Origin of the sequence: Methylobacter svalbardensis (assembly GCF_037671525.1) — a bacterium.
Taxonomy (GTDB): domain Bacteria; phylum Pseudomonadota; class Gammaproteobacteria; order Methylococcales; family Methylomonadaceae; genus Methylobacter_A; species Methylobacter_A svalbardensis.
The window spans coordinates 99,625-112,532 of record NZ_JAWPOH010000003.1 but is presented as its reverse complement, the minus strand read 5'-3'; the positions used below and the strand labels follow the sequence as shown (position 1 = coordinate 112,532).

At 47.9% G+C, this 12,908-nt stretch carries 13 protein-coding genes and 4 tRNA genes; 13 read left to right on the top strand and 4 right to left on the bottom strand.

Annotated features, from left to right (window positions below; translation table 11 throughout):
* Nucleotides 1-3: 3 nt before the first annotated feature.
* Together RW114_RS02275 and RW114_RS02270 are read left to right on the top strand one after the other, a co-directional pair.
* Nucleotides 4-420 carry a response regulator gene (locus RW114_RS02275; protein ID WP_340121087.1) on the top strand — a complete coding sequence of 139 codons (417 nt, stop codon included), beginning with the start codon at nucleotides 4-6 and terminating at the stop codon, nucleotides 418-420.
* Complete coding sequence (locus RW114_RS02270) at nucleotides 417-2,516, top strand: hybrid sensor histidine kinase/response regulator (protein ID WP_340121086.1); 2,100 nt, start codon at nucleotides 417-419, stop codon at nucleotides 2,514-2,516. The genes RW114_RS02275 and RW114_RS02270 overlap by 4 nt, the downstream gene beginning before the upstream one ends.
* 273 nt (nucleotides 2,517-2,789) lie before the next feature.
* Here the strand turns inward: RW114_RS02270 and RW114_RS02265 are convergent, their stop codons facing one another.
* Genes RW114_RS02265 through hemA form a run of 4 tightly spaced genes read right to left on the bottom strand, consistent with a single transcriptional unit; the run spans nucleotide 2,790 to nucleotide 6,407 of the window.
* The gene (locus tag RW114_RS02265; protein ID WP_340121085.1) at nucleotides 2,790-3,212 is read right to left on the bottom strand and encodes a M67 family metallopeptidase; all 423 of its coding nucleotides are present in this window, start codon (nucleotides 3,210-3,212) and stop codon (nucleotides 2,790-2,792) included.
* 5 nt (nucleotides 3,213-3,217) lie between these two features.
* Nucleotides 3,218-4,060: a peptide chain release factor N(5)-glutamine methyltransferase gene (prmC, locus tag RW114_RS02260; RefSeq protein ID WP_340121084.1), complete on the bottom strand. Its 843-nt coding sequence runs from the start codon at nucleotides 4,058-4,060 to the stop codon at nucleotides 3,218-3,220.
* A 5-nt stretch (nucleotides 4,061-4,065) separates the two neighbouring features.
* Nucleotides 4,066-5,151: a peptide chain release factor 1 gene (gene prfA, locus RW114_RS02255; RefSeq protein ID WP_340121083.1), complete on the bottom strand. Its 1,086-nt coding sequence runs from the start codon at nucleotides 5,149-5,151 to the stop codon at nucleotides 4,066-4,068.
* Nucleotides 5,148-6,407 (bottom strand): glutamyl-tRNA reductase, encoded by a 1,260-nt coding sequence (hemA, locus tag RW114_RS02250; RefSeq protein ID WP_340121082.1) that lies wholly within the window; start codon nucleotides 6,405-6,407, stop codon nucleotides 5,148-5,150. The genes prfA and hemA overlap by 4 nt, the downstream gene beginning before the upstream one ends.
* A gap of 218 nt (nucleotides 6,408-6,625) precedes the next feature.
* On the opposite strand from hemA, the gene RW114_RS02245 reads away from it, so the two are divergent.
* The 11 genes from RW114_RS02245 to RW114_RS02195 form a co-directional block, all read left to right on the top strand.
* Nucleotides 6,626-8,371 (top strand): tetratricopeptide repeat protein, encoded by a 1,746-nt coding sequence (locus RW114_RS02245; RefSeq protein WP_340121081.1) that lies wholly within the window; start codon nucleotides 6,626-6,628, stop codon nucleotides 8,369-8,371.
* Nucleotide 8,372: 1 nt separating this feature from the next.
* Nucleotides 8,373-8,966, top strand: a complete 594-nt coding sequence (gene lolB / locus RW114_RS02240) for a lipoprotein insertase outer membrane protein LolB (protein WP_340121080.1) — start codon at nucleotides 8,373-8,375, stop codon at nucleotides 8,964-8,966.
* Complete coding sequence (ispE, locus tag RW114_RS02235; protein ID WP_340121079.1) at nucleotides 8,947-9,819, top strand: 4-(cytidine 5'-diphospho)-2-C-methyl-D-erythritol kinase; 873 nt, start codon at nucleotides 8,947-8,949, stop codon at nucleotides 9,817-9,819. Before lolB ends, ispE begins: the two co-directional genes overlap by 20 nt.
* A gap of 13 nt (nucleotides 9,820-9,832) precedes the next feature.
* Nucleotides 9,833-9,907: transfer RNA gene (locus RW114_RS02230), tRNA-Gln, on the top strand.
* A gap of 38 nt (nucleotides 9,908-9,945) precedes the next feature.
* A complete protein-coding gene (locus RW114_RS02225) occupies nucleotides 9,946-10,899 on the top strand; it encodes a ribose-phosphate diphosphokinase (protein ID WP_340121078.1) in 954 nt (317 codons plus the stop codon).
* Nucleotides 10,900-10,959: 60 nt separating this feature from the next.
* On the top strand, nucleotides 10,960-11,571 hold the full coding sequence (locus tag RW114_RS02220; RefSeq protein ID WP_340121077.1) for a 50S ribosomal protein L25/general stress protein Ctc: 612 nt from the start codon (nucleotides 10,960-10,962) through the stop codon (nucleotides 11,569-11,571).
* Between the two features lie 6 nt (nucleotides 11,572-11,577).
* The gene (gene pth, locus RW114_RS02215) at nucleotides 11,578-12,147 is read left to right on the top strand and encodes an aminoacyl-tRNA hydrolase (protein ID WP_340121076.1); all 570 of its coding nucleotides are present in this window, start codon (nucleotides 11,578-11,580) and stop codon (nucleotides 12,145-12,147) included.
* Nucleotides 12,148-12,331: 184 nt separating this feature from the next.
* Nucleotides 12,332-12,416 (top strand) — tRNA-Tyr (locus RW114_RS02210).
* A gap of 17 nt (nucleotides 12,417-12,433) precedes the next feature.
* A tRNA-Gly gene (locus RW114_RS02205) sits at nucleotides 12,434-12,507 on the top strand.
* Between the two features lie 24 nt (nucleotides 12,508-12,531).
* Nucleotides 12,532-12,607, top strand: a tRNA-Thr gene (locus RW114_RS02200).
* Between the two features lie 26 nt (nucleotides 12,608-12,633).
* Nucleotides 12,634-12,908 (top strand): GTP-binding protein (locus RW114_RS02195; RefSeq protein WP_340121075.1); only part of this gene is annotated, 275 nt, incomplete at its 3' end.

Sequence of the window (12,908 nt, the reverse complement as noted above, 5' to 3'; positions counted from 1 at the left end):
ATCATGAATCCGATAAACAAACCCATTTTGCTGATAGAAGACGACCAGGTGGACACCATGGTCGTGCGGCGGGCGCTTAAAGAGCTGCACGTCGCCAATCGGCTTGAGTATGTGGAAAACGGCGAAGAGGCGCTGGCCTATCTGCGTGATCCGGCGAGGGAGCACCCCTGCCTCATCCTGCTGGATCTCAACATGCCCGTCATGAACGGCATCGAGTTTCTACAGGCGGCCAAGGCGGATCCTGAGTTGAAGCGCATGCCGGTCGTCGTGCTCACCACCTCCGATGAGCAGAAAGACAAGGTGGAAAGCTTCGAACTCGGCGTTGCGGGTTATATGCGCAAGCCCGTGGACTATCAGCAGTTCGTCGAGATCATCCGCACCATCGACGCCTATTGGACCATTAGCGAGTCGCCCGCATGAACGCCGTGCTCAACAAGGCCAGCATTCGTCTGCTATTGGTAGAGGACGATCAGGTCGACCGCCTGGCCTGCAAGCGTGCCCTAGCGCAACATCCGGATTGCGACTTCGTGATTTTCGAGGCCGAAACCGGCGATCAAGGCCTTAAACTCGCCCGCACTCAGCAGATTGACTGCATCCTGCTCGACTACCATCTGCCTGATTTGAATGGCTTGGAATTTCTCGCCGAACTCACCGAGGAAACCGGCGAATTGCCGATGCCGGTGGTGATGCTGACGGGGTCGGATAACGCCGTGGTCGCGGTCGATGCGCTCAAGCTGGGCGTGCGCGACTATGTGGTCAAGGGTTCGGACCGGGAATCCCTGCAATGGCTGCCGGCGGTGGTGTTCCGTGCGCTACGCGAACAGCAGGCCATCCAGGATAAGGTGGAGGCCGTGGAGCAACTGCGCGAAGCCGAGGCCAAGTACCGCACGCTGGTGGAACAAATTCCGGCCATCACCTACATCGCTTCGCTGGAAAGTCCGGGAAAACTGTTATATCTGAGCCCGCAGATTCATCAGCTGGGTTTCCCGCCGGAGGACTGGCTAGTTGATCCACAGGGCCTGCTCAAGCGGGTTTATGCCGACGACCGCCAAATCGTGATCGAGGCCTACGCACTGACCTACGAGCACCATGCCCCGCTGCGTTGTGAATATCGGCTGGTCAAGAGCGATGGACAGCCCCGCTGGTTTCTGGACGAGGCCAACGTGGTACGCGACGAGGCTGGCGGGACCTTGTTTCTGCAGGGCGTACTGGTTGACATCACCAAGGACAAGGAGACTGAGCAGGAGTTGTTCTATTATCGTCGGCGCCTCGAAGATCTGGTGGCCCGACGCACGGAGCAGTTGGAGGTACAAAACGCCATCCTCAACTCCGCCAACGCTAACCTGGATAAGGCCTTATGCGAGCGCAAACAGGCGGAGCAAATGCTGAGGGACGCCGACCAACGCAAGAATGTCTTCTTGGCGATGCTGGGCCACGAACTGCGCAACCCGCTCACCCCAATCAGTAATGTGGCGCAGCTTATGCGCTCACAGCCCCTTGATGAGCCGACGCTTGCCTGGGCATGTGAGGTGCTTAACCGTAATGTGACCCATATTTCACAGCTTGTCGATGACCTGTTGGATGTCTCGCGTATCACCCGCGGATTGGTGAAAATCCAGCGGAAACTTGTCGAGCTTGCTCAGTTGCTCAAAGACTCGGCAGAATCGGTGCAGACCTTAACCCAAACGAAACATCAAACGTTCAATCTTGAATTGCCTACACAGCCCATTTACCTGGAAGGCGACCCTGTACGTCTCACCCAAGTGTTTACCAATCTGTTTAATAATGCCGCTAAATATACCGGTGAGGGTGGCCGTATTGATCTGAGCGTCAGCGTCGACGATTTGTCGGTAGTCGTTCGCGTTCAGGATAACGGTATGGGCATAGAACCTCAGCTGCTTCCCCATATCTTCGATCTATTCATTCAAGGTGAAAGAGGACTCGACCGTTCAGAAGGTGGCTTGGGTCTTGGGCTTACCCTGGTGAAAAAGTTGGTTGAGCTGCATGACGGCCAAATCACTGCATACAGTTCAGGAGCCAATCAGGGATCGGAATTCGTAGTTCAACTACCCAGACTCGTAGAGGCAACGGTTCAGATGGAGCCGATGATCCCGCAGGCGTTATACAGAGAGACCGATATGAGGCTGCGGGTTTTGCTGATTGATGATAATCCTGATGTTGTGGATAGCCTTGCTTTATGGTTTGAGACGTTGGGGCATCAAGTGGAGATCGCATACCACGGAACACAGGGCATATCCACTGCGCAGAGTTTTGAGCCGGATATCATCCTGCTGGATATTGGACTGCCCGACATGGACGGTTACCAAGTCGCCCGAAAGCTACGCGAACAGCCGAGTACCCAGCGGATGTGGATCATTGCCCTGAGCGGCTATGATCAGAAGAAAGATAGTCTTGGCGCGGAATCATCCGGATTTGATCATTATCTGATGAAGCCCACAAACTTAAGCAAATTACAGGAACTGATCACCGAATTCCAGCGTATAAAGCCAAGTTAGGTAACCAGCATATCAGTCGCCTGAATCGGCAGGCTGATAAATGGATAAGGCTCTGGCCAATATATTTTTCCGCATTGGCTCGGCAACGGAATATTTGTAAAGCGGTAGAAATCCCCAGTGATTTTTCGCAGCAGGACTACTTCTTAGCAATCACTCGCGCAATGCAAGCATGCGACAGTATTCCATTCTTCAAATCTATTCATTTCCGCAGCCAGTCCTGTTTGTTTTTATCAAATTGTTCAATGACTTCCCACCCATCGGCCCTATTATTTTTTATACGTCGTCGCTTAAGGACAGTGCTATTTCCTGGGCGGACTTGTGATCAATTTTAAAACAGCGCATTTCTAAAATACCTTTGGTATTGAGTGAAATGATTAGATAAAACGCATTGGGATAGGACGAGAGCTCTAGATCGGTGATTGATGGTGTTGCCGGTGCGGTCGGGTGAGAATGATAGATGGCAAATAGTTGTTCATCCTGTTCTCGCATTTTAGCCATGGCTGATATTTGTTGGGCGGCGTCAAGCTGGAAGCTCAGCTGCGGGTGTTCTGCGATATTTTTAACGGGATAACAGCTGCAGGGCAGGCCGTTTTTAGTGCCGATAAGTCCGCATACTTCAAGATCCGGCGAGATTTGCGCAAGATGCAATAACTGATTGATTATTTTGCGCGGAATTTGGATATGTTCTTGGGTCATGATAGTTAAGGGTTCCATAGGCCATAAGTCACCCGGGGTTGTCCGGATAAGTCTTTATAGGTTTGTACTTTATCATAATGCAAATCTTTAAATAGGGCTTGCACTTGTTGTTGTTGGTCGTAGCCATGTTCAATCAGCAAATGTCCGTCCAGTTCCAGGTGGTTGCGAGCTAGGGTGGCGATGATTTTAATATCGCTAAGTCCCTGCTCTGCGGCACACAAGGCTGTTTGCGGTTCAAACCGGACATCGCCTTGCTGTAGATGGCTGTCATCTTCTGCAATATAAGGCGGGTTGCTGATAATCAGGTTGAATTTGGTATCGGGAACATCGGAATACCAGTTGCTTTGGTAAAATTGAACGTTGTTGATCTTGTGTCTGTCGGCATTGAGTCGGGCGATGCGTAACGCGGCTACGCTAACATCGGTGGCGCTGATCTTTGTATGAGGATGTTCAGCGGCCAATGTAATGGCAATAATGCCCGAGCCGGTACCCAGATCAATGATCTTGAACGGTTCATCTGCCGGTATCAATTGTAAACTAAGTTCAATAAGCAGTTCAGTGTCGGGTCTGGGAATCAATACGTCAGGGGAGACCTGAAAATCCCGCGACCAGAATTCCCTGTTGCCGGTGATATAGGCAATGGGTGTGCCTTTTTGGCGTTGTTCAAGTAACGCCGTGAACGTTGCCAGTTGCTCGGGCTGTAGTAGTTTGTCCGGCCAGGCGCGAAGATGGGAGCGCGGTTTGTTAAGTGCCAGGCACAGTAAAACTTCTGCATCCAGTAAGGCTGAATCGGTGACTAAGCCCAGTGTGTAAGCGGCGTCTGCCAGCACGGATTTTATGCTGTGCATCTAATTTAGTCTTCGCCCAACTGGGTGAGCAGTTCGGCTTGGTGTTCGCTGATCAAGGGTTGCAGGACATGCTCCAGTCCACCCTGCATGATGTCATCGAGTTTATATAAGGTCAGGTTGATGCGGTGATCGGTTAAACGTCCTTGCGGGTAGTTGTAGGTGCGGATACGTTCGGAACGGTCACCGCTGCCGACTTGCAGTTTTCGGGTGGCCGATTGTTCCGCGTGGTGTTTTTCCTGTTCGGCGGACAGCAAGCGCGATGCCAATAAAGACATGGCTCTGGCGCGATTTTTATGTTGCGAGCGTTCATCTTGGCACTCCACCACTACGCCGCTTGGCATGTGGGTAATGCGTATCGCAGATTCGGTCTTGTTGATGTGCTGTCCCCCGGCTCCTGAGGCGCGGTAGGTGTCGACTTTAAGGTCTGCTGGGTTTATGTCGATGGCATCGACTTCGTCGACTTCCGGCATGATCGCGACGGTGCAGGCCGAAGTATGGATGCGGCCTTGCGACTCGGTTTCAGGAACACGTTGCACCCGGTGTGCGCCGGATTCGAATTTTAACTGGGAATAAACATCCTTGCCGGCAACGCGCAGTATGACTTCTTTGTAACCGCCATGATCGCCGTGACTTTCGCTAATGACTTCTGTCTGCCAGCCTTTGCGCTCGGCGTAACGCTGATACATGCGGGCAAGATCACCGGAGAAAATCGCCGCTTCATCGCCGCCAGTTCCGGCGCGGATTTCGATAAAAATATTGCGATTATCGTTGGGATCTGTAGGCAGCAACAGTACTTGCAGTTCATGATCGATTGCATCCAGCTGGTTTTCAGCATCGTTCACTTCTTCTTTGGCCATTTCCCTTAATTCCGGGTCGCTGTCATTAGCCATTTCCTTGGCCGATGCTAGCGTTTCCAAAGTCTGTTGATAGCGTTTGTAGCAGTCGACCAGCGGATTGATCTGGGCATATTCCTGGCTTAATGAGCGAAATTTGTTTTGATTGCCTTGTACTTCAGGATCTGAAAGTAAGGCGGCGATTTCATCATAGCGTTCGCACAGGTTTTCGAGTTTATGTTGTATGGATTGTTTCATTGAGACTTGGTTAATTTAAAAATTTCGCGGGCGGCGGCAATCAAATCGTGGCGTTCGTTTTCGGCGGCGGCTCTGATTTGGGCGCTGGGAGTATGGATGAGTTTGTTGGTCAGACTGTGGGCCAGTCGGTTAAGGGCCTGTTCTGCGGGAACGCCGCTTTTTAGCAAGCCTAAGGCTTTTTGCAAGGCTGCATCACGGGATTGTTCGGCTTGCTTCCGGTAATCCTGAATGGTCGATTGAGCGCCTTGGGCTCGCAACCAGGCAAGAAAATAGTCGACCTGGGTGTCGATTATCTCTTCGGCCTGCTCGGCAGCCAGTCGGCGGGAATTCATGTTTTTATCTATGGTGTTTTGCAGATCGTCGATAGTGTAAAGATACACGTCTCTGAGTTGCTCAACTTCGGCCTCAATATCCCGGGGTACGGCAAGGTCTACCATGAACATCGGTTTATGTTTGCGTTTTTTAAGAGCGCTTTCAACGCGGCCTTTGCCCAGTATCGGCAGTTGGCATGCGGTTGATGAGATAACGATGTCGGCTTCGGCCAGATGCATGGGCAGCTCGGTTAAGTCGATCGCGTAGCCGTTAAACTGTAAGGCCAAGGCGTGGGCTTTATCATAGGTACGGTTGGCAATAATAATACGACCGATGCCTTGTTGCGACAAATGTCGCGCGGTCAGTTCTATGGTTTCGCCTGCGCCTATTAGAAGGGCGGTCTGCTCGCTGAGTTTGTCGAAGATTTGCTGTGCCAGTTGCACGGCGGCAAAGGCAACCGATACGGGACTGGAGCCGATGGCGGTGTCGGTGCGCACTTTTTTGGCGGCAGTAAAGGTATGTTGAAAAAGTCTGCCCAGGCGTTTGCCCAAAGTCCCCGCATCATAGGCGGTCTGATAAGCCGTTTTCATTTGCCCCAGAATTTGCGGTTCTCCCAAAATCATCGAATCCAGGCCGCATGCTACGCGAAACATGTGACGGATCAGTTCGCTATCGGTATGGCAGTACAGATAAGGCGTAAAATCGGCGGCATTGATTTGTTTGCTTCGGGCTACCCAGTCAATCAGGATTTGTTTATTTGCTGTGGTTGAAGTGCAGTAAAACTCGGTGCGGTTACAGGTAGACAGTATCGCGGCTTCGCTGATTTCTTTGATGCGCGACAATTCCTGTAACGAAGATTCAAGAATTTCGGCAGGGAATGAAAGGCGCTCACGGATCGAGACCGGCGCGGTGTTATAATTAATCCCAACTGCAAGAAGTGTCATGTGATTAGGTTCAAGGTAAAAAGATCCAAGGATCAAGGTTCAAGGTGGGTTTTTAAATCGCTAACCTTTTACCTTGAACCTTAACGACTGTATTATGTCAGTGTATTCTAAGAAATATAATGGCTTTATCCAAATGGAATAAACCAGCTATCCGACTCGGCTGGTTTTTCTGATAATCTATGACAAAATATGTGTGGGCAATTAAATAGGACGGCTGTGTGTTAATTTTTAGATTGTTTTCAGTGTTAATCCTCATGTTTCTTAATGGTTGCGCCAGTTCGCCTGAGAAGTCGAGTGCGCAGGAAGAAGTGGTTCAGCCTGTAAAAATAGACGAGCCCAAGGAAAAAACGCAACAAAGTGAAGTAAAAACATCGATAGATCCAGACGTGATGTACATGCTGATGGCGGCAGAGCTTGCGGGACAAAGAGGGCAATATGCCATTGCGTTGGAAGGTTATATGGAGGCCGCCAAGCGTGTTAACGATCCCAGGTTTGCTGAAAGGGCGGCAAAGATTGCCATGTACATGAAGGATGGCAATAAAACGGATGAGGCGGTTTCTTTATGGCTGAAACAAGATCCTAAAGATCCAATGGCAAGAAAAATAGCCGCATTATCTGCATTAAGAGTCGGTAATAAACAGGCGGCTGTTGATCATCTAGATATATTATTGAAGACAGATCCTGCTGGATTTGAAAAGACAGCGCTTGAATTGGTCAATGTTTTGCAAAGAGACGGCAAGACGAATTTTTTTTATGGGGTGCTGGATGCCTTGGCGGTGAAAAATCCTGATCAGGCTGTAGTTTATTTTATGCAGTCGTTGTTGGCTATGGAGATGAAAGATAATGCGCTTGCTGAAAAGAAAGTGCAGCAGGCTTTGAGTGTTCAACCTGGCTGGGATAAGGCATTAATATTCCAGGCCCAGATAGCGGTAATTTCGGGGGATTTGAATAAGGCAAAAATCCTGCTGAGAAATGCATCTGTTAAGCATCCTGAAGATGACAAGTTTAAAAAACTGTTGGCGCAAGTGTTAATAAAAGCTGCTGAATACGAGGCGGCGGGTGAGGTTTATCAAGGCATTGTTTTGTCCAATCCGAAGGATGCCGAGAGTCAGATTTCGCTGGCATTAGTGCATTTGCAGTTGGATCGTGAGGAGAAGGCTGAAGACATCTTTAAACGATTACTTGATCAGCCTGAATGGCAAAATCAGGCTAGTTTTTATTTGGGAAAAATAGAAGAAAAGCGTGGGCAAACGGAACAAGCGCTGGCATGGTTTGATAGAGTAACTGAGGGGCCGTTGGTTTTTGAATCGGCGATTACGGCAGTGTCATTGCTGGTAAAAGACAAGGAATTTGCAGAGGCTGATTCACGGTTGGGTCTGTTGGCGGGTCAGTTTCCAAAACAGAGACTGCGTATCATTTTGATGCGGGCTGGTTTGTATGGTCAGCAAGAACAATATGAAAAGGCTTTTAAGCTGTTGACTGATGAGTTGGCCGGTCAGTCGGATCAAAGAGACTTGTTATATGCGCGTGCGTTAATGGCGGAGCGGATTAATAAGTTGGATGTGCTGGAGGCTGATCTGAAAAAAATATTAGTCAAATATCCTGATGACGCTGAGGCTTTAAACGCATTGGGATATAGCTTGCTAGCTAATGCGGGTCGATATGTCGAGGCAGAAAAATATCTGTTGCATGCGCTTAAATTACAGCCGGATGAGGCGGTAATTTTGGACAGTTTTGGCTGGCTACAGTTCAAACTGGGAAAGCTTGAGCAAGCCAGAGATTATCTTGAACGGGCGTATGCAAAGCAACAGGAAAGTGAGATAGCGGCTCATCTTGCCGAGGTGTTGTGGGGCTTGGGTAGAAAAGAGGATGCCAGAAAAATATTTAATGACGCTATTAAAAAAGCACCGGAAGATGAATATTTATTGGAGTTCCAAAAGAGAGTATTGAGTGGTGAAGAGTAGGGTGCTACGTTTTAAAATAGGGCTGTTGGTCGGTGGGTGCCTGATATTTTTATTGTCGGCTTGCTCTGTTGTTCCTGTTGGGCCGGATGTGCGTTATTCAAGGGCGGCAATGCTCCATCTTTATGAGTTGGAATCTTGGTCGTTTGAAGGGCGATTGGCATTAACGGGGGAAGGTGATTCCTGGTCGGCCAATATAAGTTGGGATCATAGTTCTGATTCAGAGAAAATAAGGTTATCCGGTCCCATGGGCCAAGGAGCAGTTGTTATTTTATTAGCAGGTAATGTTGTCACCATAGATCGAGGTGGGGACGATGTGCAATCATCAACGCAGCCTGAAGAGTTTATTAATCAGCAATTAGGCATGCTTGTTCCCGTGCTGTCTCTGCGGTATTGGGTGGTCGGTTTGCCAGAGCCATCGCTCTCATACAAAGAGACCGATGCCGGCTTTAATCAGGCCGGATGGCTGAGTGAGTATAAGCAAATGCAGCTGGTTGATAATGGCGCTATGCCGCACAAAATGACGGTTATGAATAAGCAGGTCAAGTTAAAGTTAATTATCGATCACTGGGTTGTAAATGACGTTAAAAAAAATTAATCAGGCTGCCTGGACAGAAAGGTGGCCTGCGCCGGCAAAATTGAACTTAATGTTGCGAATTACCGGACAACGAAGTGATGGTTATCATTTGCTGCAGACGGTATTTCAATTCATAGATTTATGTGATTGGATAACATTCCATCCTGTGGGTGACGGGGTAGTTAGTTTGCAAAAAACAATACCTGGTGTACCTGAAGCCGATGATCTGACGATCAGAGCGGCAAAGCTGTTAAAAGCAGAAACTGGCTGTGAGCAAGGCGTATGCATTGAGGTCGAAAAGAACCTGCCTATGGGAGGGGGACTTGGTGGCGGTAGTTCAGATGCGGCAACGACGTTGGTTGTACTGAACGAGCTATGGAATCTGAATTTATCAAGGGAAAGGTTGGCGGAGCTGGGCTTGACATTGGGAGCGGATGTGCCGGTGTTTGTGCATGGTTATTCATCATGGGCGGAAGGTGTTGGTGAAAAGCTTGAGAGAATAGATGTTCCGGAACAGTGGGTTGTATTAATAAAGCCGGATTGTCATGTGGATACGAAAGAAGTTTTTTCAGCTAAAGATTTGACACGGAATAGTAAATCAATCAGAATAGCCGACTTTATAGCGGGTCAGCACCAAAACGATTGTCTTGGGGTGGTTCGCGAACGTTACCAACCTGTTAAAGATGCTTTGGTTGATTTGTCTGAATTTTCTGAGGCAAGGCTAACCGGAACAGGGGCTTGTGTTTTTGCACAGTTTGATTCGGAAAAAGCCGCAGTCAGTACATATCGGTCACTTCAAAAGAAATGGCAGGTTTATCTGGTGAAAGGTGTGAATGAATCTCCCTTGTTTTCAAAGCTGAAGGCTGGTAACTGAATATCATAATTATTGGGCCGTCGCCAAGCGGTAAGGCACGGGGTTTTGATCTCCGCATACCAAGGTTCGAATCCTTGCGGCCCAGCCATTTACCTCGCTAAGTTGAATTCTATTTGGGAGTGCTTGATGAGTGACACCTCTGTGATGGTGTTTTCTGGAAATGCTAACTTGGCTTTGTCAGAGGGTATAGTAAAGAAGCTCAATATGCGCCTCGGAATGGCGACCGTCGGAAGATTTAGTGATGGAGAGGTCGCGGTAGAGATTGAAGAAAATGTTCGTGGTAAGGATGTTTTTGTCATTCAGCCGACCTGCTCGCCAACAAATGAGAATCTGATGGAGTTGCTGGTGATGATGGATGCTCTAAATAGAGCGTCAGCATCACGGATAACAGCAGTAATGCCCTATTATGGTTATGCGCGGCAGGACAGAAGGTCGCGTTCGGCGCGTGTGCCCATTAGCGCGAAGCTGGTTGCAAAAATGATTGAGCAAGCAGGTGCGGATCGAGTATTGACCGTTGATTTGCATGCTGATCAAATTCAGGGTTTTTTTGATATTCCTGTGGATAATGTTTACTCGTCACCCATTCTTCTTGGTGATGTGTGGCGGCAAAAATATAAAGATTTGATTGTTGTTTCACCGGATGTTGGTGGTGTTGTCAGGGCTAGGGCGCTTGCAAAGCGCTTGGACGATGCTGATCTCGCAATTATAGATAAGCGTCGGCCAAAAGCTAACGTAGCAGAAATCATGCATATAATTGGTGATGTGGATGGTCGTACTTGTGTGTTGATCGATGATTTGGTTGATACCGCAGGAACGCTGTGCCATGCGGCAGAAGCATTGAAGAAACATGGTGCTGTCAAAGTGGTTGCCTATTGTACTCATGCAGTGTTGTCCGGTTCTGCTTTAAAAAATATAAATAGTTCAGAGCTTGATGAATTGGTTGTTACCGACACTATTCCGCAGAGCCGTGAGGCAGCTGAGTCAGGTAAGATAAGGCAGTTAAGTGTTGCAGAAATGCTGGCTGAAACCATTAGGCGTATAGCCGTTGGTGAGTCAGTTAGTTCGCTCTATGTGGATTGATAGCTGTAGTTTGATAAAAATTTAATTTGTTGTGCTTAATAGCACGGGGTTGAGAGAAAAATGTCTAACGTATTTGAGTTTGTTGCCGAAAGTCGTGGGCAATCAGGTAAAAGCGCAGCCAGAAGGGCGCGTCATCAAGGTAATGTGCCTGCGGTAATATACGGTGGCCATGGCGAGCCTCAAATGCTTGTGCTAAGTCATAATGAAGTAATTAAGCATCTTGCGCGTGAGGCGGTTTATTCACACGTTTTGGATATTACAGTCGATGGAAAAACAGAGAAAGTAATCCTGAAGGCTGTGCAGCGTCATCCTGCTAAATTTCAAGTCTTGCACATGGATTTTCTTCGGGTAAATATGGCGGAGATGCTAAAAGTGCATGTGCCTTTGCATTTTATTAATGAGGATACATCTATCGGCGGCAAGAAGGGTGGTATTGCGGCTCATTCCATGATTGATGTTGAAGTTACCTGTTTGCCGTCTGTGTTGCCTGATTATATTGAAGTGGATCTGACTGGTCTGGATGTTGGTGACTCGTTGCATCTTTCTGATATTGTTATGCCTGCAGGCGTTGAAATTGTGGCTCTGGCGCAAGGTCCTGAGCATGATCATCCTGTTGCGTCTATGATGGCTTCAAAAGCTAGTAAAGATGATGTTGCGGAAGAGTCTGAATAATTTAGCATGATAAAGCTTATAGTTGGCTTGGGAAATCCTGGTCAGCAGTACGAAAAAACCCGGCACAATGCCGGGTTTTTGTTTTTAGATGAATTGGTATCCGATTCCGGTTGTGATTGGGTAAATGAGTCCAGATTTGATGGCTTGTTGGCTGTAATTAGGGTTTCGGGCAATAAAGTAATGCTGTTAAAGCCGACTACCTTTATGAATCGAAGCGGGCAGTCTGTGGGTAAGGTTGCTCGCTACTATCGATTGGTTCCGGAGGAAATACTTGTCATTCATGATGAGTTGGATTTCGATGCTGGCGTGGTGAAGTTAAAAAAAAACGGAGGCCACGCTGGGCATAATGGTTTGAGGGACATTATTGCGCATCTTGGGTCAAAAGAGTTTTATCGATTAAGAGTCGGCATCGGGCGACCTTCAGCTGGAAAAGTTGTTGCGGATTTTGTGTTGTCGAATCCTTCTAAAAATGAGCTGAATTCAATATTGTCGGCTTTTGATCTTGCTCGTAGCTATATGGGGCAGATGATTGCGGGTGACATGTCGGTAGTGATGAATAAATTGAATTCGGGATAAAATAATTATTATACGGTCATTAATTATTAATTTATTTATTCGGGGTTGATGTTATTTGATGCATTTTATGGTGATCATTCAAAAATGGTGTTAAGTAAAGATCGCGCATTTAGCTGTTAAATAATTAAATCGGTTGTTGACACCGGTAGGTTAATGAAAGATAATAGCTGGGTTATTCAATAACGGAGGGGTTCCCGAGCGGCCAAAGGGATCAGACTGTAAATCTGCCGGCTCTGCCTTCGGAGGTTCGAATCCTCCCCCCTCCACCATCTAATTTAAAGTATCCGCGGGTGTAGTTCAATGGTAGAACTCCAGCCTTCCAAGCTGATCACGTGGGTTCGATTCCCATCACCCGCTCCATATTCATAAAATTAAGCTCATATAGCTCATATAGCTCAGTAGGTAGAGCACTTCCTTGGTAAGGAAGAGGTCACCGGTTCAAATCCGGTTATGAGCTCCATGTGTTGATTGTTAAGGGTATATTTTATGGCCAAAGAAAAATTCTCACGTAGCAAGCCCCACGTAAATGTCGGTACAATCGGACATGTCGATCATGGTAAAACCACTTTAACTGCTGCTTTAACAAAAGTAATGGCTGAGCTCCAGGGTGGAGAAGTTAAGGCCTTTGATCAGATTGATAATGCACCTGAAGAGCGTGCGCGTGGTATTACTATTTCCACATCACACGTCGAATATGAGTCAGCAGTGCGTCATTATGCACACGTTGATTGCCCGGGCCATGCCGATTATGTAAAAAACAT

What these genes read in the sequence shown, in the direction of transcription:
- RW114_RS02275 (WP_340121087.1), top strand. Translation starts at nt 4, where the DNA reads ATGAATCCGATAAACAAACCCATTTTGCTGATAGAAGACGACCAGGTG.
- RW114_RS02270 (WP_340121086.1), top strand. Translation starts at nt 417, where the DNA reads ATGAACGCCGTGCTCAACAAGGCCAGCATTCGTCTGCTATTGGTAGAG.
- RW114_RS02265 (WP_340121085.1), bottom strand. Translation starts at nt 3,212, where the DNA reads ATGACCCAAGAACATATCCAAATTCCGCGCAAAATAATCAATCAGTTA.
- prmC (WP_340121084.1), bottom strand. Translation starts at nt 4,060, where the DNA reads ATGCACAGCATAAAATCCGTGCTGGCAGACGCCGCTTACACACTGGGC.
- prfA (WP_340121083.1), bottom strand. Translation starts at nt 5,151, where the DNA reads ATGAAACAATCCATACAACATAAACTCGAAAACCTGTGCGAACGCTAT.
- hemA (WP_340121082.1), bottom strand. Translation starts at nt 6,407, where the DNA reads ATGACACTTCTTGCAGTTGGGATTAATTATAACACCGCGCCGGTCTCG.
- ispE (WP_340121079.1), top strand. Translation starts at nt 8,947, where the DNA reads ATGACGTTAAAAAAAATTAATCAGGCTGCCTGGACAGAAAGGTGGCCT.
- RW114_RS02225 (WP_340121078.1), top strand. Translation starts at nt 9,946, where the DNA reads ATGAGTGACACCTCTGTGATGGTGTTTTCTGGAAATGCTAACTTGGCT.
- RW114_RS02220 (WP_340121077.1), top strand. Translation starts at nt 10,960, where the DNA reads ATGTCTAACGTATTTGAGTTTGTTGCCGAAAGTCGTGGGCAATCAGGT.
- pth (WP_340121076.1), top strand. Translation starts at nt 11,578, where the DNA reads ATGATAAAGCTTATAGTTGGCTTGGGAAATCCTGGTCAGCAGTACGAA.